Annotated in this window: 22 protein-coding genes; 14 read left to right on the top strand and 8 right to left on the bottom strand. The window is 61.2% G+C overall.

The annotated features are described in order from the left end of the window. The first annotated feature begins 146 nt into the window (after nt 1-146). The 3 genes from Q8X51_RS12560 (at nt 147) to Q8X51_RS12550 (ending at nt 5,371) form a co-directional block, all read left to right on the top strand. On the top strand, nt 147-2,198 hold the full coding sequence (locus tag Q8X51_RS12560) for a putative bifunctional diguanylate cyclase/phosphodiesterase (RefSeq protein ID WP_027605584.1): 2,052 nt from the start codon (nt 147-149) through the stop codon (nt 2,196-2,198). A 126-nt stretch (nt 2,199-2,324) separates the two neighbouring features. Further along, nucleotides 2,325-3,668 (top strand): imelysin family protein, encoded by a 1,344-nt coding sequence (locus Q8X51_RS12555; RefSeq protein WP_407693909.1) that lies wholly within the window; start codon nt 2,325-2,327, stop codon nt 3,666-3,668. Between the two features lie 248 nt (nt 3,669-3,916). Further along, nucleotides 3,917-5,371 carry a TrkH family potassium uptake protein gene (locus Q8X51_RS12550; protein ID WP_065925925.1) on the top strand — a complete coding sequence of 485 codons (1,455 nt, stop codon included), beginning with the start codon at nt 3,917-3,919 and terminating at the stop codon, nt 5,369-5,371. Here the strand turns inward: Q8X51_RS12550 and Q8X51_RS12545 are convergent. Continuing rightward, the gene (locus tag Q8X51_RS12545) at nt 5,328-6,386 is read right to left on the bottom strand and encodes an AraC family transcriptional regulator (protein ID WP_065925924.1); all 1,059 of its coding nucleotides are present in this window, start codon (nt 6,384-6,386) and stop codon (nt 5,328-5,330) included. The genes Q8X51_RS12550 and Q8X51_RS12545 overlap by 44 nt on opposite strands. Before the next feature lie 163 nt (nt 6,387-6,549). On the opposite strand from Q8X51_RS12545, the gene Q8X51_RS12540 reads away from it, so the two are divergent. From Q8X51_RS12540 to Q8X51_RS12530, 3 genes are all read left to right on the top strand, one after another. Beyond that, nucleotides 6,550-6,861 carry an Mpo1-like protein gene (locus Q8X51_RS12540; protein ID WP_407693908.1) on the top strand — a complete coding sequence of 104 codons (312 nt, stop codon included), beginning with the start codon at nt 6,550-6,552 and terminating at the stop codon, nt 6,859-6,861. Between the two features lie 366 nt (nt 6,862-7,227). Continuing rightward, nucleotides 7,228-7,401 (top strand): hypothetical protein, encoded by a 174-nt coding sequence (locus Q8X51_RS12535; RefSeq protein WP_162844272.1) that lies wholly within the window; start codon nt 7,228-7,230, stop codon nt 7,399-7,401. 104 nt (nt 7,402-7,505) lie between these two features. Then, nucleotides 7,506-8,702, top strand: coding sequence for an MFS transporter (locus tag Q8X51_RS12530; RefSeq protein ID WP_065947872.1), 1,197 nt, complete (start codon nt 7,506-7,508; stop codon nt 8,700-8,702). Here Q8X51_RS12530 and arfB read toward each other — a convergent pair. Continuing rightward, a complete protein-coding gene (gene arfB, locus Q8X51_RS12525) occupies nt 8,699-9,112 on the bottom strand; it encodes an alternative ribosome rescue aminoacyl-tRNA hydrolase ArfB (RefSeq protein WP_065925922.1) in 414 nt (137 codons plus the stop codon). The genes Q8X51_RS12530 and arfB overlap by 4 nt on opposite strands. Before the next feature lie 70 nt (nt 9,113-9,182). On the opposite strand from arfB, the gene Q8X51_RS12520 reads away from it, so the two are divergent. Next, entirely contained in the window at nt 9,183-9,557 is a 375-nt protein-coding gene (locus Q8X51_RS12520; protein ID WP_065925921.1) for a cytochrome c, read from the top strand. Nucleotides 9,558-9,622: 65 nt separating this feature from the next. Here the strand turns inward: Q8X51_RS12520 and Q8X51_RS12515 are convergent, their stop codons facing one another. Further along, nucleotides 9,623-11,044, bottom strand: coding sequence for an amino acid permease (locus Q8X51_RS12515; RefSeq protein ID WP_065925920.1), 1,422 nt, complete (start codon nt 11,042-11,044; stop codon nt 9,623-9,625). 638 nt (nt 11,045-11,682) lie between these two features. On the opposite strand from Q8X51_RS12515, the gene Q8X51_RS12510 reads away from it, so the two are divergent. Together Q8X51_RS12510 and Q8X51_RS12505 are read left to right on the top strand one after the other, a co-directional pair. After that, nucleotides 11,683-11,820 (top strand): hypothetical protein, encoded by a 138-nt coding sequence (locus Q8X51_RS12510; protein WP_003175756.1) that lies wholly within the window; start codon nt 11,683-11,685, stop codon nt 11,818-11,820. Between the two features lie 73 nt (nt 11,821-11,893). Beyond that, on the top strand, nt 11,894-12,853 hold the full coding sequence (locus Q8X51_RS12505) for a leucyl aminopeptidase (RefSeq protein ID WP_407693907.1): 960 nt from the start codon (nt 11,894-11,896) through the stop codon (nt 12,851-12,853). Nucleotides 12,854-13,042: 189 nt separating this feature from the next. Here Q8X51_RS12505 and rluB read toward each other — a convergent pair whose 3' ends face one another. The 5 genes from rluB to Q8X51_RS12480 form a co-directional block, all read right to left on the bottom strand. Continuing rightward, the gene (gene rluB / locus Q8X51_RS12500) at nt 13,043-14,290 is read right to left on the bottom strand and encodes a 23S rRNA pseudouridine(2605) synthase RluB (RefSeq protein ID WP_027605574.1); all 1,248 of its coding nucleotides are present in this window, start codon (nt 14,288-14,290) and stop codon (nt 13,043-13,045) included. Between the two features lie 196 nt (nt 14,291-14,486). Then, complete coding sequence (gene scpB, locus Q8X51_RS12495; protein WP_407693906.1) at nt 14,487-15,401, bottom strand: SMC-Scp complex subunit ScpB; 915 nt, start codon at nt 15,399-15,401, stop codon at nt 14,487-14,489. A gap of 12 nt (nt 15,402-15,413) precedes the next feature. Continuing rightward, entirely contained in the window at nt 15,414-16,112 is a 699-nt protein-coding gene (locus Q8X51_RS12490; protein ID WP_169898658.1) for a segregation and condensation protein A, read from the bottom strand. A gap of 120 nt (nt 16,113-16,232) precedes the next feature. Continuing rightward, a complete protein-coding gene (locus tag Q8X51_RS12485; protein ID WP_027605571.1) occupies nt 16,233-16,862 on the bottom strand; it encodes an L-threonylcarbamoyladenylate synthase in 630 nt (209 codons plus the stop codon). 13 nt (nt 16,863-16,875) lie between these two features. Continuing rightward, nucleotides 16,876-17,739 carry a PHP domain-containing protein gene (locus Q8X51_RS12480; protein WP_407693905.1) on the bottom strand — a complete coding sequence of 288 codons (864 nt, stop codon included), beginning with the start codon at nt 17,737-17,739 and terminating at the stop codon, nt 16,876-16,878. Nucleotides 17,740-17,826: 87 nt separating this feature from the next. Here Q8X51_RS12480 and Q8X51_RS12475 point away from each other — a divergent pair, with 87 nt between their 5' ends. From Q8X51_RS12475 to Q8X51_RS12455, 5 genes are all read left to right on the top strand, one after another. Further along, nucleotides 17,827-18,423 carry a septation protein A gene (locus Q8X51_RS12475; RefSeq protein ID WP_065925914.1) on the top strand — a complete coding sequence of 199 codons (597 nt, stop codon included), beginning with the start codon at nt 17,827-17,829 and terminating at the stop codon, nt 18,421-18,423. A gap of 1 nt (nt 18,424) precedes the next feature. Continuing rightward, nucleotides 18,425-18,724, top strand: a complete 300-nt coding sequence (locus Q8X51_RS12470) for a YciI family protein (protein WP_027605568.1) — start codon at nt 18,425-18,427, stop codon at nt 18,722-18,724. Between the two features lie 106 nt (nt 18,725-18,830). Then, nucleotides 18,831-19,238 (top strand): translation initiation factor 2, encoded by a 408-nt coding sequence (locus tag Q8X51_RS12465; protein WP_027605567.1) that lies wholly within the window; start codon nt 18,831-18,833, stop codon nt 19,236-19,238. A 7-nt stretch (nt 19,239-19,245) separates the two neighbouring features. Then, nucleotides 19,246-19,923 (top strand): response regulator transcription factor, encoded by a 678-nt coding sequence (locus Q8X51_RS12460; RefSeq protein WP_027605566.1) that lies wholly within the window; start codon nt 19,246-19,248, stop codon nt 19,921-19,923. A gap of 182 nt (nt 19,924-20,105) precedes the next feature. Then, entirely contained in the window at nt 20,106-20,570 is a 465-nt protein-coding gene (locus Q8X51_RS12455) for an LTXXQ domain protein (protein WP_074847523.1), read from the top strand. Nucleotides 20,571-20,581: the final 11 nt, after the last annotated feature.

Raw genomic sequence — 20,581 nt, 5'->3', positions numbered from 1 at the left:
GCACCGATCTGCGTTGGTACCTCTCAATGCTGGTCAGCCAAAACGTCAATTGAGCTTATGCCCCAATGTCCCTTTGACTGCCAACCTCAGATTGCCAATACTCATGGCATATTGAAGGCCACCCGCATGAGACAAGGAATGCCCCTTTGAAGCTGGAACTCAAAAACAGCTTGTCGGTGAAGTTGCTACGGGTCGTGCTGCTGTCGGCGTTGATCGTGGGCGTGACGCTGAGCGTGGCGCAGATCGTTTTCGATGCCTACAAGACGCGCCAGGCCGTGGCCGGTGATGCCCAGCGCATCCTCGACATGTTTCGCGACCCCTCGACCCAGGCCGTCTATAGCCTGGACCGCGAGATGGGCATGCAGGTGATAGAGGGGCTGTTCCAGGACGAGGCGGTGCGCATGGCCTCCATCGGCCATCCCAACGAAACCATGCTGGCAGAAAAAAGCCGTGCCTTGCAGCACTCCCCCAGCCGCTGGCTCACCGACCTGATTCTTGGCCGGGAACGCACCTTCACCACTGCCTTGGTCGGCAAAGGCCCCTACAGCGAATATTACGGTGACCTGAGCATTACCCTCGACACCGCCACGTACGGCCAGGGCTTTATTGTCAGTTCGGTGATCATCTTCATTTCCGGCGTGTTACGCGCCTTGGCCATGGGCCTGGTGTTGTACCTGGTTTACCACTGGCTGCTGACCAAGCCGCTGTCGCGGATTATCGAACACCTGACATCGATCAACCCGGACCGCCCCAGCGAGCACAAGATCCCGCAACTCAAGGGCCACGAGCGCAACGAGTTGGGGTTGTGGATCAACACCGCCAACCAGTTGCTCGAATCCATCGAGCGCAACACCCACCTGCGCCATGAGGCGGAATCCAGCCTGCTGCGCATGGCCCAGTACGATTTCCTCACCGGCCTGCCCAACCGCCAGAAACTGCAGGAGCAACTGGACAAGATCCTCATCGACGCCGGTCGTCGCCAGCGCCGGGTGGCGGTGCTGTGCGTGGGACTGGATGACTTCAAAAGCGTCAACGAGCAGTTTACCTACCAGGCCGGCGACAAATTGCTGCTGGCCCTGGCCGACCGTCTGCGCGCCCACAGCGGTCGCCTCGGCGCCCTCGCCCGCCTGGGGGGCGACCAGTTCGCGCTGGTACAGGCCGATATCGACCAGCCCTACGAAGCGGCCGAACTGGCGCAAAGTATCCTCGACGACCTGGAGGCGGAGTTCGCCCTCGACCACGAGGAAATTCGCCTGCGCGCCACCATCGGCATCACCTTGTTTCCCGAAGATGGCGACAGCACCGAGAAGCTGCTGCAAAAAGCCGAACAGACCATGACCCTGGCCAAGAGCCGCTCTCGCAACCGCTATCAGTTCTATATCGCCAGCGTCGACAGCGAAATGCGCCGCCGCCGCGAGCTGGAAAAAGACCTGCGCGATGCCCTCAGCCGCGACCAGTTCCACCTGGTCTACCAGCCGCAGATCAGCTATCGCGACCAGCGTGTGGTAGGCGTGGAAGCCCTGATCCGTTGGCAGCACCCGGAACACGGGCTGGTGCCGCCGGACCTGTTCATCCCGCTGGCAGAACAGAACGGCACCATTATTCCGATTGGCGAATGGGTACTGGACCAGGCCTGTCGACAATTGCGCGAATGGCATGACCTGGGCTTCACCGAACTGCGCATGGCGGTCAACCTGTCCACCGTGCAGTTGCACCACACCGAGCTGCCACGGGTGGTCAACAACCTGATGCAGATCTACCGCCTGCCGCCGCGCAGCCTGGAGCTGGAAGTCACCGAAACCGGCCTGATGGAAGACATCAGCACCGCCGCCCAACACCTGTTGAGCCTGCGCCGCTCCGGGGCATTGATCGCGATTGATGACTTCGGCACCGGCTATTCCTCCTTGAGCTATTTGAAAAGCCTGCCCCTGGACAAGATCAAGATCGACAAAAGCTTCGTCCAGGACCTGCTGGACGACGATGACGACGCCACCATCGTTCGCGCCATTATCCAACTGGGCAAAAGCCTGGGCATGCAGGTCATCGCGGAAGGCGTGGAAACCGCGGAGCAGGAGGCCTACATCATCTCCGAGGGTTGCCATGAAGGTCAGGGTTACTACTACAGTAAACCCCTGCCGGCCCGGGAGTTGGCGGCTTTTTTGAAGCAGGCGGAGCGCAATGGCGCGGCCATTCTCTGAGCGGGCAAAACGATACTGAATATTTCCCGCGTATAACCCTTTACACAAAATGCAAATCTTTCGCATTATGTCGCAGTTTTGCGCGACCCCCGCGCGCCCATCAACAACCGAAGCAGGATGTTCGCCATGATTCGTATGCCCCTGGCCACCGCCAGTCTGCTGGCCATTGCCATTTCTCTCGCCGGTTGCGGCGAAGGTAAAGACAAGCCCGCAGCAAACCAGGCGCCGACCCCGGCTGCCAGCACCACCGCTCCAGCGGCTGCCACCCCTGCCGGCCAGGTCGATGAAGCGGCCGCCAAGGCCGTGGTTGCGCATTACGCCGACATGGTCTTCGCGGTGTACAGCGATGCCGAGTCCACGGCAAAAACCCTGCAAATCGCAATCGACGCCTTCCTCGCCAAACCGAACGACGAAACCCTGAAAGCCGCCCGCGCCGCCTGGGTTGCCGCGCGCGTTCCGTACCTGCAGAGCGAAGTGTTCCGCTTCGGCAACACCATCATCGATGACTGGGAAGGTCAGGTTAACGCCTGGCCCCTGGACGAAGGCCTGATCGACTACGTCGACAAATCCTACGAACACGCCCTGGGCAACCCGGGCGCTACCGCCAACATCATCGCCAACACCGAAGTCCAGGTCGGCGAAGACAAGGTCGACGTGAAGGACATCACCCCGGAAAAACTCGCCAGCCTCAATGAGCTGGGCGGTTCCGAAGCCAACGTCGCCACCGGCTACCACGCCATCGAATTCCTGCTCTGGGGCCAGGACCTGAACGGCACCGGCCCGGGCGCGGGCAACCGCCCTGCGTCGGACTACCTGACCGGCGACGGCGCAACCGGCGGCCACAACGAGCGCCGCCGCGCCTACCTGACCGCCGTGACCCAACTGCTGGTCAGCGACCTGCAGGAAATGGTCGGCAACTGGAAACCCAACGTCGAAGACAACTACCGCGCCACCCTGGAGGCAGAACCTGCCACCGACGGCCTGCGCAAAATGTTGTTCGGCATGGGCAGCCTGTCCTTGGGCGAGCTGGCCGGTGAGCGCATGAAGGTTTCCCTGGAAGCCAACTCGCCGGAAGACGAACAGGACTGCTTCAGCGACAACACCCACTACTCGCACTTCTACGACGCCAAGGGCATCCGCAACGTCTACCTGGGCGAGTACACCCGCGTCGACGGCACCAAACTGACCGGCGCCAGCCTGTCGTCCCTGGTGGCCAAGGCTGACCCGGCTGCCGATACCGCGCTGAAAGCGGACCTGGCGGCGACCGAAGCGAAGATCCAGGTCATGGTTGATCACGCCAACAAGGGTGAGCACTACGACCAGTTGATCGCGGCCGGTAACGACGCAGGTAACCAGATCGTGCGTGACGCCATCGCCGCCCTGGTCAAGCAGACCGGCTCGATCGAAGCTGCTGCCGGCAAGCTGGGCATCAGCGACCTGAACCCGGATAACGCTGATCACGAATTCTGATCAGCGCGGTGTTGAATGAGGCGGCCTTCGGGTCGCCTTTTTTGTGCACTGTCTTTACCACCGCAAACCCATGTGGGAGGGGGCTTGCTCCCGATAGCGGTGGCTCAGTAGATACTTCCTTCACTGACACACCGACATCGGGAGCAAGCCCCCTCCCACATTTGATCCATGTTGTGCCCAAATCCGCCGGTTTACATGCCCTGCACCCCAGGTAGAATGGCGCCTCTGCCCTATTTCGAGCTTACTTCATGGCGTTGCCGACCCTACGCATCATCGGTTTCATCATCGGCATCTTCCTGATCACTCTTGCGATCGCCATGGTCGTGCCCATGGCCACCCTGGTGATTTTCGAACGGACCAGCGACCTGCCCTCGTTCCTCTGGGCCAGCCTGATCACTTTTGTCGCCGGGCTTGCCCTGGTGATTCCCGGGCGTCCCGAACACGTGCACCTGCGTCCGCGAGACATGTACCTGCTCACGGTCAGCAGTTGGGTGGTGGTATGCGTATTCGCCGCGCTGCCGTTCCTGCTGACCCAGCACATCAGCTACACCGACTCGTTTTTCGAAAGCATGTCCGGCATCACCGCCACCGGTTCCACGGTGCTGAGCGGCCTGGACACCCTGTCCCCCGGCATTTTGATATGGCGCTCGCTGCTGCACTGGCTCGGCGGCATCGGCTTTATCGGCATGGCGGTGGCGATCCTGCCGCTGCTGCGCATCGGTGGCATGCGCCTGTTCCAGACCGAATCCTCGGACCGCTCGGAGAAGGTCATGCCCCGCTCGCACATGGTGGCGCGGCTGATCGTGGCGGCCTACGTCGGCATCACCATCCTCGGCAGCCTGGCGTTCTGGTGGGCCGGCATGGGCCTGTTCGATGCGATCAACCATGCGATGTCGGCGATTTCCACCGGTGGGTTCTCCACCTCGGACGAGTCCCTGGCGCACTGGAAACAACCGGCGGTGCACTGGGTGGCGGTAGTGGTGATGATCCTCGGCAGCTTGCCGTTCACCCTGTACGTGGCCACCTTGCGGGGTAATCGCAAGGCATTGATCAAGGATCAGCAAGTACAGGGCTTGCTCGGTTTGTTGCTGGTGACCTGGCTGGTGCTCGGCACCTGGTACTGGTGGACCACCAACCTGCATTGGCTGGATGCCCTGCGCCATGTGGCGTTGAACGTTACGTCGGTAGTGACCACCACCGGTTTTGCACTGGGGGACTACAGCCTGTGGGGCAATTTCTCACTGATGCTGTTTTTCTACCTGGGCTTCATCGGTGGCTGTTCCGGCTCCACGGCGGGCGGGATCAAGATTTTCCGCTTCCAGGTCGCCTATATCCTGCTCAAGGCCAACTTGAACCAGCTGATTCACCCGCGCGCGGTAATCAAGCAGAAGTACAACGGCCACCGTCTCGACGAAGAGATCGTGCGTTCGATCCTGACCTTTTCGTTTTTCTTCGCCATTACCATCTGCGCCATCGCCCTGGCCTTGTCGCTGCTGGGCCTGGACTGGATGACCGCACTCACCGGCGCCGCCAGCACCGTGTCCGGCGTCGGCCCGGGCCTGGGGGAAACCATTGGCCCGGCCGGCAACTTCGCCAGCCTGCCGGATGCGGCCAAGTGGATCCTGTCCCTGGGCATGCTGCTGGGCCGGCTGGAAATCATCACAGTCTTTGTTCTGTGCATTCCGGCGTTCTGGCGTCACTGACCGTCGACGCGTCCTGCAGCCGCGCCCGGTATTCGCCGGGCGTGGCATCAAACCAGCGGCGAAACGCGCGAAAGAAGTTGCTCGGGTCGGCAAAGCCCAGCAGGTAGGCAATCTCCAACAGGGTCATGCGCGGCTGCGCCAGGTATTGCTCGGCCAGTTCGCGGCGGGTGTCGTCGAGCAGGGTCTGGAAACTCGTGCCTTCTTCCTGCAGGCGCCGCTGCAAGGTGCGCTGGGACAGGTGCAGGGTCTTGGCCACCACTTCGCGCTTGGGTTCGCCCTGGGGCAGCAGCCGGCACAGCACCTGCCGCGCCTTGTGGGTCACGCGGCTTTCGGAGAAACGCGCCAGGTACTCACCGGCAAATCGATCGTGCAACAGCGCCATGGCCTCGTTGGCCGTGGGCAGTGGCGCGTCCATGTCGGCGCGCTCAAAGATCAGCGCGTCATACGGCGCATCGAACTCCAGCGGGGCATGGAACGCTTGTTTATAGGGGGCCAGGTCCCCCGGTTGATCGCCCTGCAACAGCACTTTGCGGGGTTGCAGGGTCCGCCCGGTGAGCCAGCCGCACAGCGCCAACGCACAGGCCAGGGAGGCTTCGGCGCTTTGTCGGGTCGGCGGAAGATGATCGCCATGCACCGTCAGAATCAGCGCATAGCCTTCAGGTAATAGTCGAAAACTCAAGTCCGCGCTTTCGGCGATGATCCGCTGGTAACGCACCAAGCGCATGAAGCCTTCGGCCAGGGTGTTGCTGGACATCAAGGCGTAACCGGCCACATGAAACGACGCCGGGCGCACCACCTTGCCCATGTTCAGGCCAATCGCCGGGTTGCCCGACAACTCGACCGCGCGCTGCCACAGGCGGGTCATGGAGTCCTGCGGGAACCGCGCATCGGGGTCACTCAGGGCGGCGTAGTCCAGGCCCAGTTGCTTGAACAAGGCGCGGCAATCCAGGCCGTCCATTTCCAGTGCCTTGACTATCCCCATCGCCCAGCTTGCAGACGTTGTTCGTTCGCTCATGGCGTCTTCTTGAATAAAGCAGGCTCAAAACGGCAGCCAGGAAAGCCAAGGATACTAAAGTGGCATCTATTGTCACTGGCTGTTACCACTGATCACTCTAGACTCAAATAAGCTCCCCGCCGAACATCTGTTCGGCGGCACAACAATCAAAGGGCCGGCCGTAGTGGAAAACCTCAAGCGATTCAACAGCTTTGCCGAGTTTTACCCTTATTACCTGACCGAGCACGGCAACAGCACCTGCCTGCGCCTGCACTTTATCGGCACTACCCTGGTGATCGGCATCCTGGCCTATGCCATCGGCCGAGGCTCACTGGGGCTGTTATTGGCCGTGCCGATTGCCGGCTACAGTTTTGCCTGGATCGGGCATTTTTTCTTCGAAAAGAACCGTCCGGCGACTTTCCAGCACCCGTTCTACAGCTTGCTCGGGGATTTTGTGATGTACCGCGACATGATCCTCGGCAAGGTGCCGTTCTGAACGGTGTGACCTCTTGTCACTTGCGTAAAAACGATAAAAGGTTCGTACACCCGGCGATATAAAAGTCTTTTTGTCATTTACAGTGCTGTATCCTGCCAAGGCTTTTTGAGAGCGCGGAATCACCTGCGATTGAAAAAACAGACTTTGCGAGGAGCGACGACGATGCACGAGATACCTAATCTCCCCTTCCCAAGCCTGCACGAAACTGAGCAGCCAACACCGCAGCAGGCCAGCGCGAAGCAGCCTGAGGCCAAACAAGCAAAACCAGTCGACAGCAAGAGCCAGGACTGACGCCGTACCAGACCGTGTGGAAAGCGGACCTTTGAACGCTTTCCACACTGCCTGAATCACCCCGAGGTACCCGCCATGACAGACACCCTCCCGGACACCGCCGTACTCGACACCGCCCTGCAGATGGTCGACGTGTGGAACCGCCTCAGCGCGGACAAACAAGCCTTGCTGCTCAAGCGCTTCGGCACCCAGGAAAACGCCCTGGCCGCCCTGGTCACCACCCAGTTACTCGCCCCCCTTCAAGCCTGACGTCTTTTTGATCTGACGTTTTTGCGTTTTACCGCCCTGCGCACGCCCAAGCCCCGGTATCATTAGCAGCCTATCTTTACCTGCTGCGACAGTGGACCTCTCCCATGCCAGATACCCAGCGCCCCATGGCGGTCACGCTGCAAGTTGTTTCCATCGTGTTGTTCACCTTTATCGGCTACCTGAATATCGGCATTCCCCTGGCCGTGTTGCCGGGCTATGTCCACAGTGAACTGGGCTACGGCGCGGTGATCGCCGGACTGGTGATCAGCGTGCAATACCTGGCCACGCTGTTGAGCCGCCCGTATGCAGGCAAAATCATCGACAACCTGGGCAGCAAGCGGGCGGTGCTGATCGGCCTGGTGGGCTGCGGCGCGAGCGGCGTGTTCATGTTGCTTGCGGCGTGGTTTTCGAGCGTGCCGGCCGTCAGCCTGGCCAGCCTGCTCATCGGTCGATTGGTACTGGGCAGCGCAGAAAGCCTGGTGGGCTCAGGCGCCATCGGCTGGGGCATTGGCCGGGTGGGCGCGGCCAATACCGCCAAGGTCATTTCGTGGAACGGTATCGCCAGTTACGGCGCGCTGGCGGTCGGTGCACCGTTGGGCGTGCTGCTGGTGAGGAATTTCGGGCTGTGGAGCATGGGCGTCAGCATTATCCTGCTGGCGGTCGTCGGCCTGTTGCTGGCCTGGAACAAAGTGGCTGCGCCCATCGTCGCCGGCGTGCGCCTGCCGTTCATGAATGTACTGGGCCGGGTGTTGCCCCACGGTTGCGCGTTGGCCCTGGGCTCCATCGGCTTTGGCACCATCGCCACCTTTATCACCCTGTATTACACCACTCAGCATTGGGATAATGCGGTGTGGGCATTGAGCCTGTTCGGCGCCAGCTTTATCGGTGCACGCCTGCTGTTCGGCAACCTGATCAACCGTATCGGCGGCTTTCGCGTGGCAATCGCTTGCCTGTCGGTGGAGATCCTCGGCCTGCTGCTGTTGTGGCTGGCGCCGGATGCCAACCTGGCCCTGGCCGGCGCAGCGTTGAGCGGTTTCGGCTTTTCCCTGGTGTTTCCGGCGCTGGGGGTGGAGGCGGTCAACCTGGTGCCCGCGTCCAGCCGTGGTTCGGCGGTGGGCGCCTATTCGCTGTTTATCGACCTGTCGCTGGGCATTACCGGGCCGCTGGCCGGGGCCGTGGCGGCAGGTTTCGGCTTTGCGTCGATCTTCCTGTTCGCCGCCCTCGCCGCCCTCGGTGGGCTGCTGCTGAGTGTCTACCTGTACCGGCAAGCGCCCAAGGCCCGCGAAGCGCGCGATGCCTAGAAGTCGACCTTGCCGCGCCCGGCCTTGATGCTGCCGCGCTTGGTCTTGGATTCCAGGCGCCGCTTTTTCGAGCCCAGGGTGGGCTTGGTCGGGCGGCGCTTCTTCTCGACCTTGGTGGCAGTGAGGATCAGCTCCACCAGGCGTTCCAGCGCGTCGGCGCGGTTCTGTTCCTGGGTCCGGTACTGCTGGGCCTTGAGTACCAGCACGCCTTCGCTGGTGATACGGCTGTCACGCAGTGCCAGCAGTCGCTCCTTGTAGAACGCCGGCAGCGACGACGCCGGAATATCGAACCGCAGGTGCACCGCGCTCGACACCTTGTTGACGTTCTGCCCTCCGGCGCCCTGGGCGCGGATGGCGGTCAACTCGATTTCGGCATCGGGCAGGTGCACGTTGTTGGAAATAACCAGCATCACTCAATAAACCCTAGGCAACAGACACGCCCAATCAGGACAACAACCTCGACAACAAGGACGCATGACAATGAAAAGACTATTGATCACTTTGCTCGGCACCTTATCACTCATTCAAACGTCACTGTCCTTTGCAGATAACGCCAATGGCAAAAACCTCTATTCACAGCGCTGCGCCATGTGCCACGGGCCAGACCTCAAGGCAACGGGACCGTTGGCCAGGAAAAGCAACCCGCCTACACCTGACCTGACAACCCCAGCCTTCAAAAAACGGCTGGCGGCTTACCCGGGCGTTATTGTGTCGTCGGTCATACTTCGCCCGAATGGAGACCTGATCCCAAAAACGCTGCGCGAGAATGGAGTAAAGGTCCCGCCGCATGCCTGGAACGTTAAGGACTTTCGCGACTTGAATGAATACATGAGCGGTGTGATTTCAAAAAGTTGACGGCTTCAAAATGCAAAAACCCCGCGCCCTATACAGGATGCGGGGTTTTCCAGGTAGGCGCCTGTTTACTTCAACGCCGCACTCGCGGTGTTCAACGCCGCTTCAGCACTGCGCTTGTTCTTGATCCAATAACACACCGCCATAAACGCCACCCACACCGGGATCGCGTACACCGACACCTGGATCCCCGGAATCATCAGCATGATCACCAGGATAAACACCACGAACGCCAGGCACACATAGTTGCCGTACGGGTACCACAGCGCCTTGAACAACGGCGCCTGGCCGGTGCGGTTCATGTGCTGGCGGAACTTGAAGTGGGAGAAGCTGATCATTGCCCAGTTGATCACCAGCGTGGCCACCACCAGTGACATCAGCAGTTCCAGCGCATGTTGCGGAATGAAGTAGTTCATCAACACCGCCACCAGCGTGACCGCCGCCGAAGCGAGGATCGAACGCACTGGCACGCCGCGCTTGTCGATCTTGGCCAGCGCCCTGGGCGCATCCCCCTGCTCGGCCATGCCCAGCAGCATGCGGCTGTTGCAGTAGGTGCCGCTGTTGTACACCGACAACGCCGCCGTCAACACCACGAAGTTGAGGATATGCGCGGCGGTGTTGCTGCCCAGCATCGAGAACACCTGCACGAACGGGCTGCCACTGTAGGCATCGCCGGAGGCGTTGAGGGTGGCCAGCAGGCTGTCCCATGGTGTCAGCGACAGCAACACCACCAGGGCGCCGATGTAGAAGATCAGGATGCGGTAGATCACCTGGTTGATCGCCTTGGGGATCACAGTGCGTGGCTGGTCGGCTTCGGCGGCGGTAAAGCCGAGCATTTCCAGGCCGCCGAAGGAGAACATGATGATCGCCATGGCCATCACCAAGCCGCTGACGCCATGGGGGAAGAAGCCGCCGTGTTCCCACAGGTTGCTCACCGAGGCTTGCGGGCCGCCGCTGCCACTGACCAGCAGGTAGCTGCCCAGGGCGATCATGCCGACAATGGCGACCACCTTGATGATGGCGAACCAGAACTCCGCTTCACCAAAGACTTTGACGTTGGCCAGGTTGATCAGGTTGATCAGCACGAAGAACGCCGCCGCCGAGACCCAGGTCGGGATCTCCGGCCACCAGTAGTGCACGTATTTGCCGACGGCTGTCAGCTCGGACATGCCCACCAGGATGTACAGGATCCAGCAGTTCCAGCCCGACAGGAAGCCGGCGAAACCGCCCCAGTACTTGTGGGCAAAGTGGCTGAAGGAACCGGCGACCGGCTCTTCGACGATCATTTCGCCGAGCTGGCGCATGATCATGAAGGCAATGAAGCCGCAGATGGCATAACCCAGGATCATCGACGGGCCGGCGGATTTGAGCACGCCGGCCGAGCCCAGGAACAGGCCGGTGCCGATGGCGCCACCAAGGGCGATCAACTGGATATGCCGATTTTTCAGGCCGCGTTTCAGCTCGCCTGAAGAGGAATGGGGTTCACTCATGAAAAGGGTCTCACGCAAGGTTTGATGATGTTGAATGCAGGTTGCTGCCTTGAATTACCGACTCAAGCAGCGCCGCTCAAACCCCAGCGCAGGCACCAGGAATACAGCGTCTTTCTAACGGTCATGCGTCACCTGTTTGTTTTTATCTGTGACGAAATCGAACCCGCCGGGCTCGTGGCCAGGCGGAGTGATCAGGGCGGGTAAACCCTGAGGTCTTGGCCTTTTGCGTGGTTACGCAAGGGGGTCACAGTAAAACGCGGCGCATTGTACACCGCTCGACAGCTTCAAGCCGCACCCGCAGAGCACGTGCGACGATCTGTCAGGTATTCCTTACAGCGGTAAATAGGCCAATCATGCCGCGAGGTACACGTAAATTAATCGTTACAGCATGGAAAATCTGCGTTACATCTGTAAGTTTTTGAAAAAATGACGGCAGGAAAATTCATCACCATTAGCGACGCCAGCTCACTGTATTTGCTGAAGAAAAAAAGCCGACGAAAAAACAGAAGAAAAAATCTAAATGAGACCGTGTCAATAAAATTTTTGCATTACTAAACACTCTCACCTAGGTTCTTTCACTTGCCCAGCGAAGCCCGCTGGCAAGCCGTTCTCAAACAACGTCCTCTAGGAGATACACCATGCAAGCACTGGAAAACGACCTGGAAACCGAACTGCAGCTCGACGATTGGTTTGAAGCGCCGACCCACGAGGCCGCCGTTGAAATGATGCAAGCCGATGCCGTGGTGCCATTTGGCACGGCGATGTGGCCTTTCTGACACCCGGCACGTATTCGGCAGGTGCTGTGCACGGCACCTGCCTCCTTACCCAAGGCACACAAGGACATACGTCATGGACAAGGCCCGCGCCGTTGAACACTTTCTCTACTACCTTGCACACCATCCGGCCCTCAGCGGCCTGAACTGCCCCACTGTGCTGCTGGGCCACACCGAGCGCTACGACGCCATCGCCCAGGCGATCGCCCAGAGCAGCGCCGCCCGTTTCAACTTCCAGGTGCAGCGCCTGGACCTGGCCGACAGCGACAGCCTGGCGCAGGCCATCGAAGCCTGCGACCTGTACCTGTTCCTCTACGATTCCTCCACCCTGCCCAACCCGCGCGCCGAAGGCCCGGACTTCATCCGTGCCCTGCAAGGCGTGATGGCCGAACACTGGAAGAAATCCCTGCTGTTCAAGGATTACGGCGACTACTTCTACGACACTTTCAGCGTCGAGCCGCAGCGCATCGCCGACCTCAACGCCACGCTGATCCGGCGCATGTCCCAAGCCGCTGTGCTGAGCTTTACCGACAAACACGGCTCACGCCTGCAGGCGCCCATGAGCAGCATCAAGAAGTGGACCAATATCAACGGCATCGGCAACCACGACCTGGCCCCCGGCGAAATCGCCACCCACAGCGAGGCCATCAATGGTCAGGTGCGGTTTGTCGGCACCTTTCTCAGCACCATCCCCTTCGCACGCAAGTACGGCGTGCTGCAGTCACCACTGGAACTGTGGATCGAAAACTCGACCATCTGCAGCGTGGCCAGTGACGTGCCGGGGCTGGCCGACGACTTCAATAAATACCTGAATGCCAACCCGTCCAATCGCCGGGTGGAGGAACTGGGGATTGGCACCAATGAAGGGGTGAAGGACCTGTATGCGCGCAATGCCGGGTTCGAGGAGCGCCACTGCGGCTTGCACCTGGGCTTGGGTGGCGGGCAGAAAGGCAGCCATCACCTGGACCTGATCTTTGCCAGTGGGGTGTTGGCGTTGGATGACAAACCCGTCTTTGACGGCATCTTTGCGTTCTGATCACCGACCTTGAAAACGATGGAGATCCAACTGTGGGAGGGGGCTTGCTCCCGATAGCGGTGCGTCAGTCGCCGGATTGGCAAGCTGATACACCGCTATCGGGAGCAAGCCCCCTCCCACATGTTTTACCTCTATTCCAAGGCACACAAACGCCAACCCTAGGGTTGGCGTTTGTGTGCCGCGGTTACATCACTGCGGTTTCTTGCGACCAAAGCCTGGACGTTGACCTGAACCGGCCGGTGCGCCACGGCGCTTGCCCGATGGCTCGTCCGCGACCAGTTTCAGGCCTGGGCGCTTTTTCGGCGCTGGCTTGGCCGGGCGCTTGGTGTTGGCACTGTCGGCTGGGTGATCGGATGCTGGAGCACCGCGACCGGCGTCACCACGGTTGCTGCGACCACCGCTTGGCGCGTCACCACGACCGGCTGGGCGTGGGGTGCGTGGCGCACGTTCGCCTTCCTGGCGCGATGGCGCGGTTGGGCGACGCTCGCCTTCGATGTGCGGTTGACGTGAGATACGCCCCCCGGTAGCCGGTGCATCCAGCGCCGGGCGCAGGGTGCGGGCAACACGTTCGGTGCGGGCCACGGGGCGCGACGATTTACGCTGCATACGATCGAGCTTGTCTTTGCTCTTGGCGTTCATCTGCGGCATGGCGACCGGCGTCAGGCCGACTTCGGCGCTGAGGATGTCGACTTCGTACTGGCTCATTTCGCGCCAGCGGCCCATCGGCAGGTCGGAGTTGAGGAACACCGGGCCAAAACGCACGCGCTTCAGGCGGCTGACCACCAGGCCCTGGGATTCCCACAGGCGACGCACTTCACGGTTACGCCCTTCCATCACCACGCAGTGGTACCAGTGGTTGAAACCTTCACCGCCCGGCGCTTGCTTGATGTCGGTGAACTTGGCCGGGCCGTCTTCCAGCACCACGCCGGCCTTGAGGCGTTCGATCATCTCATCATCGACTTCACCACGCACACGCACGGCGTATTCGCGGTCCATCTCGTAGGACGGGTGCATCAGGCGGTTGGCCAGTTCACCGTCGGTGGTGAACATCAGCAAGCCGGTGGTGTTGATGTCGAGACGACCGATGTTGATCCAACGGCCTTCTTTGGGCTTGGGCATCTTGTCGAACACGGTCGGACGGCCTTCCGGGTCGTCACGGGTGCAGATCTCGCCATCGGGCTTGTTGTACATGATCACGCGGCGCACCGATTCGGCGGCCTCTTCACGCTTGATGACCTTGCCATCAATGGTGATTGCATCGTGCAGGTCGACGCGCTGGCCAAGGGTGGCCTCGACGCCGTTGACCTTGATGCGCTTCTGGGTGATCCAGGCTTCGACGTCGCGGCGCGAGCCCACGCCGATACGCGCCAGCACCTTTTGCAGCTTTTCGCCTGCAGGGCCGATTTCCTGGCTGTCGTTCTGGTCTTTGTCGTTCATCTTAAGCACCTCCCGGTGGGTCGATTCAGGCGTGGCCTGAAGAGTGTTGAAAGCTGGGCTTTGGCCGAATAGGTCGGCAAAGGGTCGCGAATCATACGCCCATGGCGCGCGTTGCGCATCAGAGACTAGTCGATAAGCGCCAGGTCATGGTTTTTTCCGCCGACCGGTGGTGCCCCAGGCCCCGCATTCGACTGCGTCAGTCTTCGAACTGGCGGCGTTCGTTCTCGATGGCTTCGGCCAGTGCCCGGGCTTCGTCTTCTTCGTCGCTCAGGGGCGGTTGTTCGAGGGCGGCGACGGCGGCCAGGAGTTTTTCGCGGGCTTCGGCCACGCCGAGGATATCGTCCTCAGGTTCAGGTTCGACCTCCACGCTCACCTGGGCTTCCGGCTCGGCCGCACCATCGCGCAGCAAGTCATCAAAGTCGGTCTTGATGCCCTGCTCCATGTCGTCCAGTTCCAGCAACAACGTGTGGAAACTGGTTTCGTCCCTGGGCTCCTCCGGCTCGGCGGTGGCGTCGGCCAGTTCCTGCAGGCTCGCCGGGACCGGGGCGTCGTCGAAGTCGAGCACCGGCTCGGCTTCCATCTCACGCAATTCGGCCAGGGGCGGCAGGTCGTCGAGGTTTTTCAGGTTGAAATGGTCGAGGAACACCTTGGTGGTGGCGAACATCGCCGGTTTGCCGGGCACGTCGCGGTAGCCGACGATGCGGATCCACTCACGCTCCAGCAGCGTCTTGACGATATGGCTGTTAACCGCCACGCCCCGCACGTCCTCGATTTCGCCACGGGTGATGGGCTGGCGATAGGCGATCAGCGCCATGGTCTCCAGCATCGCCCGTGAATAGCGCTGCGGGCGCTCTTCCCAGAGGCGGCCGACCCACGGGGAAAACTTCTCACGGATCTGCAGGCGATAACCCGACGCCACCTCACGCAGTTCAAAGGCGCGGCCGTCGCAGGATTTGCGCAGGATTTCCAGCGCCTTCTTGAACACCGGCGGTTCAGGGCGCTCGGCTTCCTCAAACAGTTCGAACAGACGCTCCAGGGATTGCGGTTTACCCGAGGCCAGGAGAAAGGCCTCCAGCAACGGGGCCAATTCGCGGGGTTCAGTCAGATTCATCGTTTCAGCTCTTTATTCGGCTCGCGCCCGCACGTGGATAGCCGCAAAAGGCTCATTCTGGACCAGCTCGACCAAGGACTCCTTGACCAGCTCGAGGACCGCCATAAAGGTCACCACCACCCCCAGGCGCCCTTCTTCCGCCGTGAACAGCTCCACAAACGGCACAAACCCGCCGCCCTTGAGGCGTTCGAGCACATCGCTCATACGCTCGCGGGTGGACAGGGCCTCGCGACTGACCTGGTGGTGTTCAAACATATCGCCACGGCGCAGCACCTCGGCCATGGACATCAGCAACTCTTCCAGGCTCACGTCCGGCAGCAGCTTGCGCGCGCGGGCTTCGGGGGCGTCGAGCTTGGGTACCACCACGTCGCGGCCGACGCGGCTCAGGCCGTCGATACCTTCGGCGGCGGCCTTGAAGCGCTCGTATTCCTGCAGCCGGCGGATCAGTTCGGCGCGCGGGTCGTCCTCTTCGGCCTCGACCGTCTCCGCGCGCGGCAACAGCATGCGCGACTTGATCTCGGCGAGCATGGCGGCCATCACCAGGTACTCGGCAGCCAGTTCCAGGCGTACCGACTGCATCAACTCGACATAGCCCATGTACTGGCGGGTGATTTCCGCCACCGGGATGTCGAGGATGTTGATGTTCTGCTTGCGGATCAGGTACAGCAGCAAGTCCAGCGGGCCCTCGAAAGCCTCAAGGAAGACCTCCAGGGCGTCCGGCGGAATGTACAGGTCCAGCGGCATTTCCAGCACCGCCTGGCCGTACACCATGGCAAACGGCAGCTCCTGCTGGGCGCCCGCCTGGCTGTCGACGGTTTCCACGGCTGACATTCAGGCCTCGGCCATAAAGGGCGCAGGATCGCCGCAACCGACACGGATCACTTCAGGTTCGCCGTCGGCCAGGTTGATCACGGTGGAGGCCTTGTTGCCGCCGAAACCGCCGTCGATGATCAGGTCCACCTGTTTTTCCAGCAATTGGCGCATCTCGTACGGGTCTTCCAGGGGCTCGGTGTCGCCGGGCATGATCAGCGACACACTCATCAGCGGCTCACCCAGCTCGGCCAGCAACGCCAGGGCGATGGGATGCTCCGGCACCCGCAGGCCGATGGTGCGTTTTTTCGGGTGCAGCAGCAGGCGCGGCACTTCGCGGGTGGCGTTGAGGATAAAAGTGTAGGGCCCTGGCGTGTGGGCCTTGAGCAGGCGGAAGGTGCCGGTGTCGACCTTGGCGAACAGGCCCAGCTGGGACAAGTCGCTACAGATCAGCGCAAAGTTGTGCTTGTCATCCAGCTGGCGCAGGCGTCTGACACGCTCGACTGCGCCCTTGTCACCGATCTGGCAACCGATGGCGTATGACGAATCGGTTGGGTAGATCACCACACCGCCGGCGCGAATGATCTCTACGGCCTGCTTGATCAGGCGCGCCTGGGGGTTTTCCGGATGAATCTGGAAGAATTGACTCACGGGTTCTACCTGTTCAGACGGTGGCAATAATGGGGTCATGCTTGAATCTCCCCCACAACAGCGGCAAATCTTCCGGGACCGCGCGGTACTCGCCGATCTCGGACCAGCCGCCAGGGCCATGAAAGTCACTGCCGGCGCTGACCAGCAGACCAAATTCGCGGGCAAGGATCGACAGGCTGCCCACCTGTTCGGCGGGTTGAAAGCCGTTGACCACTTCGATCGCGTGACCGCCCGCTCCAATATAGTCGCCAATCAGCTTGCGACGCTTGCTGCGGGTGAAATCGTAATGCCAGGGATGCGCCAGGCTGACCCAGGCTCCGGAGGCCCGCAGGGTCTCGACGGTGTCTTCGAGGGTCGGCCAATGTTGCTTCACATCGCCCAACTTGCCGGCGCCCAGCCACTTGCGAAAGGCTTCGGCGCGGTCTTTGACAAAACCCTCACGCACCATCCAGTCGGCAAAGTGCGGACGGGCCGGCGCGTTGCCGCTGTCACCCAGTTCCTGCTGGAGGGCGCGGGCGCCGTCGAGGGCGTTGGGCATGCCTTTGAGGCTGAGTTTTCGGCTTATTTCTTCGGACCGCAGCCAGCGGCCATCGTGCAATTGCGCGATAGCCTCCACCAGCGGCGGCGCTTTTTGATCGAAGCCGTAGCCGAGCACATGAATGGTGGCGCCGCCCCAGATGCAGGACAATTCCACCCCGTTGACCAGTTGCATGCCCAGGGCATGGGCCGTTGTACGCGCTTCGTCGAGGCCTTCGAGGGTGTCGTGGTCGGTCAACGAGAGGACTCGCACGCCTTTTTCAAACGCACGCGCAACCAGTACCGCGGGCGCCAGGGCGCCGTCGGAGGCCGTGCTGTGGCAGTGCAAATCAACATTCACGGGGGTGTGTAACCTCAAGTCAGCTGGCGCTATCGCAACCAAGGATGTTTGTTATTATGCCGCCACATCCAGCTTCTGGCTCTTACTGTGAAACAATTCATCGACTTCATCCCGCTGTTGCTGTTTTTCATCGTTTACAAACTCGACCCCAGGGTCATCGACCTGGCCGGCCATGAGCTGACTGTCGGCGGCATCTACAGTGCCACCGCCGTGCTCATCATCAGCTCTGTGGTGGTCTACGGCGCCATCTTCATTTCCCAGCGCAAACTGGAAAAAAGCCAGTGGCTGACCCTGGTCGCCTGCCTGGTCTTCGGCAGCCTGACCCTGGCCTTCCACAGCGAAACCTTCCTTAAATGGAAAGCGCCGGTGGTGAACTGGCTGTTCGCCCTGGCATTCATCGGCAGCCACTTCATCGGTGATCGCCTGCTGATCAAGCGGATCATGGGCCACGCACTGACCCTGCCGGAACCGGTGTGGACACGCTTGAACGTGGCCTGGATCGTGTTTTTCATCTTCTGCGGTGCCGCCAACCTGTTCGTGGCGTTTACCTTCCAGGACTACTGGGTCGACTTCAAAGTGTTCGGCAGCCTGGGCATGACCGTGCTGTTCCTGGTCGCCCAGGGCATCTACCTGTCGCGCCACCTGCATGACACCGAGCCTACTACGCCGAAAACCGAGGACTGACATGCTCTACGCCATCATTGCCACCGACGTTGCCAACTCGCTGGAAAAACGCCTGTCCGTGCGCCCGGCCCACGTCGAGCGCCTGAAAGTCCTTCAAGCCGAAGGCCGCATCGTGCTGGCCGGCCCGCACCCGGCCGTGGACAGCAACGACCCGGGCGACGCCGGTTTTACCGGTAGCCTGATCGTCGCCGAGTTCGCCTCGCTGGCCGATGCCCAGGCCTGGGCCAAGGCCGATCCCTATGTCGCCGCAGGGGTCTACGCCGACGTAGTGATCAAACCCTTCAAGCAAGTCCTGCCCTGATCCCGATTGCGCCGAACCTATTGAGTACGGCGCACTCCTAATTGCTCATTATTTTCGGCAACCTGCCGACAACGTTCTGAATATTCGTGTGGAATCAGGAGTTCCGATGCGCTTACGTCAGTTGTGTCTGTTGGCAGTGTTAATGATCGGGGCTACGGCCCACGCTGAAGAAACCTCGAGCACCGGCAGTTCCACGCCCCTGTCCTTGAGCGCCGGCGCCCAGATCACCGAGTTGCAGCAACGCTTGAAAGAAAGCGAGCGGCAGCGTGAAGAACTGAGCAAGCAACTGCAAAGCGCGGATGCCACCCGCGAAAGCGCTCAATTGAGTCGCCTTCGCCAGGAGAACCAACGCCTGGCCCAGCAACTCAAAGATGCACAGGGCGGCGCCTTGACCCGCTGGCTGACCGAGCAGCAACAATGGTTCGTCACGGGTGGGGCCGTCGCACTGATCGCCCTGTTGTGCGGGATCTTCGCCAGCGGTGGGCACCGTCGCCGTCGACAATGGCTAAATTGAGTGAGTCATGAGCGAGCTGTTACTGATAGATGATGACCAGGAGCTCTGCGAGCTGCTGAGCAGTTGGCTGAGCCAGGAAGGTTTCCAGGTGCGCGCCTGCCACGATGGCTTGAGCGCGCGCAAAGCCTTGGCCGACAGCGCCCCGGCGGCGGTGGTACTGGATGTGATGCTGCCCGACGGCAGCGGCCTGGAGCTGCTCAAGCAATTGCGCAACGACCATCCGGAGCTGCCGGTGCTGATGCTTTCGGCGCGGGGCGAACCCCTGGACCGCATCCTCGGCCTGGAATTGGGCGCCGACGACTACCTGGCCAAGCCCTGCGACCCACGCGAACTCACCGCGCGCCTGCGCGCGGTATTGCGCCGCAGCCACCCGGCCGCCGTGTCCAGCCAACTGGAACTGGGCGACCTGTGCTTCAGCCCGGTGCGCGGCGTGGTCAGCATCGATGAGCAGGAATTCACCCTCACCGTCTCCGAAAGCCGCCTGCTGGAAGCATTATTGCGCCAGCCCGGCGAGCCACTGGACAAGCAGGAACTGGCGCAGATCGCCCTGGGCCGCAAGCTGACCCTTTACGATCGCAGCCTGGACATGCACGTCAGCAACCTGCGCAAGAAGATCGGCCCTCACCCCGATGGCCGGCCACGGATCGTGGCGTTGCGCAGCCGGGGCTACTATTACAGCCTCTAGAGGCAGCTATAAGTTGCAAGCTACAAGCGGCAAGTGAAAAGCTGTTACTTGCCGCTTGCAGCTAAAAACTTGCAGCTGCCGCCCCCCTTACCAAACCTTTACCCTCTCCTGACGGCGGCTGACCTTGATCTCCGTAATCTACTCACATCCGGACTCACCGGAATAGAGACAGGAGAATCACCATGCGCAAGACCCTTATCGCTTTGATGTTCGCCGCCGCCCTGCCGACCGTTGCGATGGCCGCACTGCCTGAAGGCCCGGGCCCGATGGGCGGCCCTGAAGGGCACATGATGGGTGGCCCGGGCCACGGCGGTGAACACGGTCCGCGTGGCAAAGGCGGCCCCTTCAGCCAACTGGACCTGAGCCGCGAACAGCGCGAGCAGATCGGCAAGCTGATGGGTGACCAATGGCACGCTCGCAAGGACCTGGTCAAAAAGTACCTGGACAAACTCCCGGCCGCCGACCAGAAAGCCATGCAGGATGAAATCGCCGCCGGCAAGCAGAAGACCCAGGCCGATATCCGTGCCGTGCTCAAGCCTGACCAGCAGAAGAAGTTCGACGAGATCGTCAAGAAGCAAGAACAGCGCCGGGCAGAATGGAAGGAATTCCAGGCCTGGAAAGCGCAACAGTCGCAAAAAGCGCAATAATGCACCCGCGT

Source organism: Pseudomonas sp. Yb2C2 (genome assembly GCF_052112325.1).
GTDB lineage: Bacteria > Pseudomonadota > Gammaproteobacteria > Pseudomonadales > Pseudomonadaceae > Aquipseudomonas > Aquipseudomonas marginalis.
The sequence above is the reverse complement of the archived record's forward strand: the minus strand, read 5'-3'. Positions and strand labels throughout refer to the sequence as shown.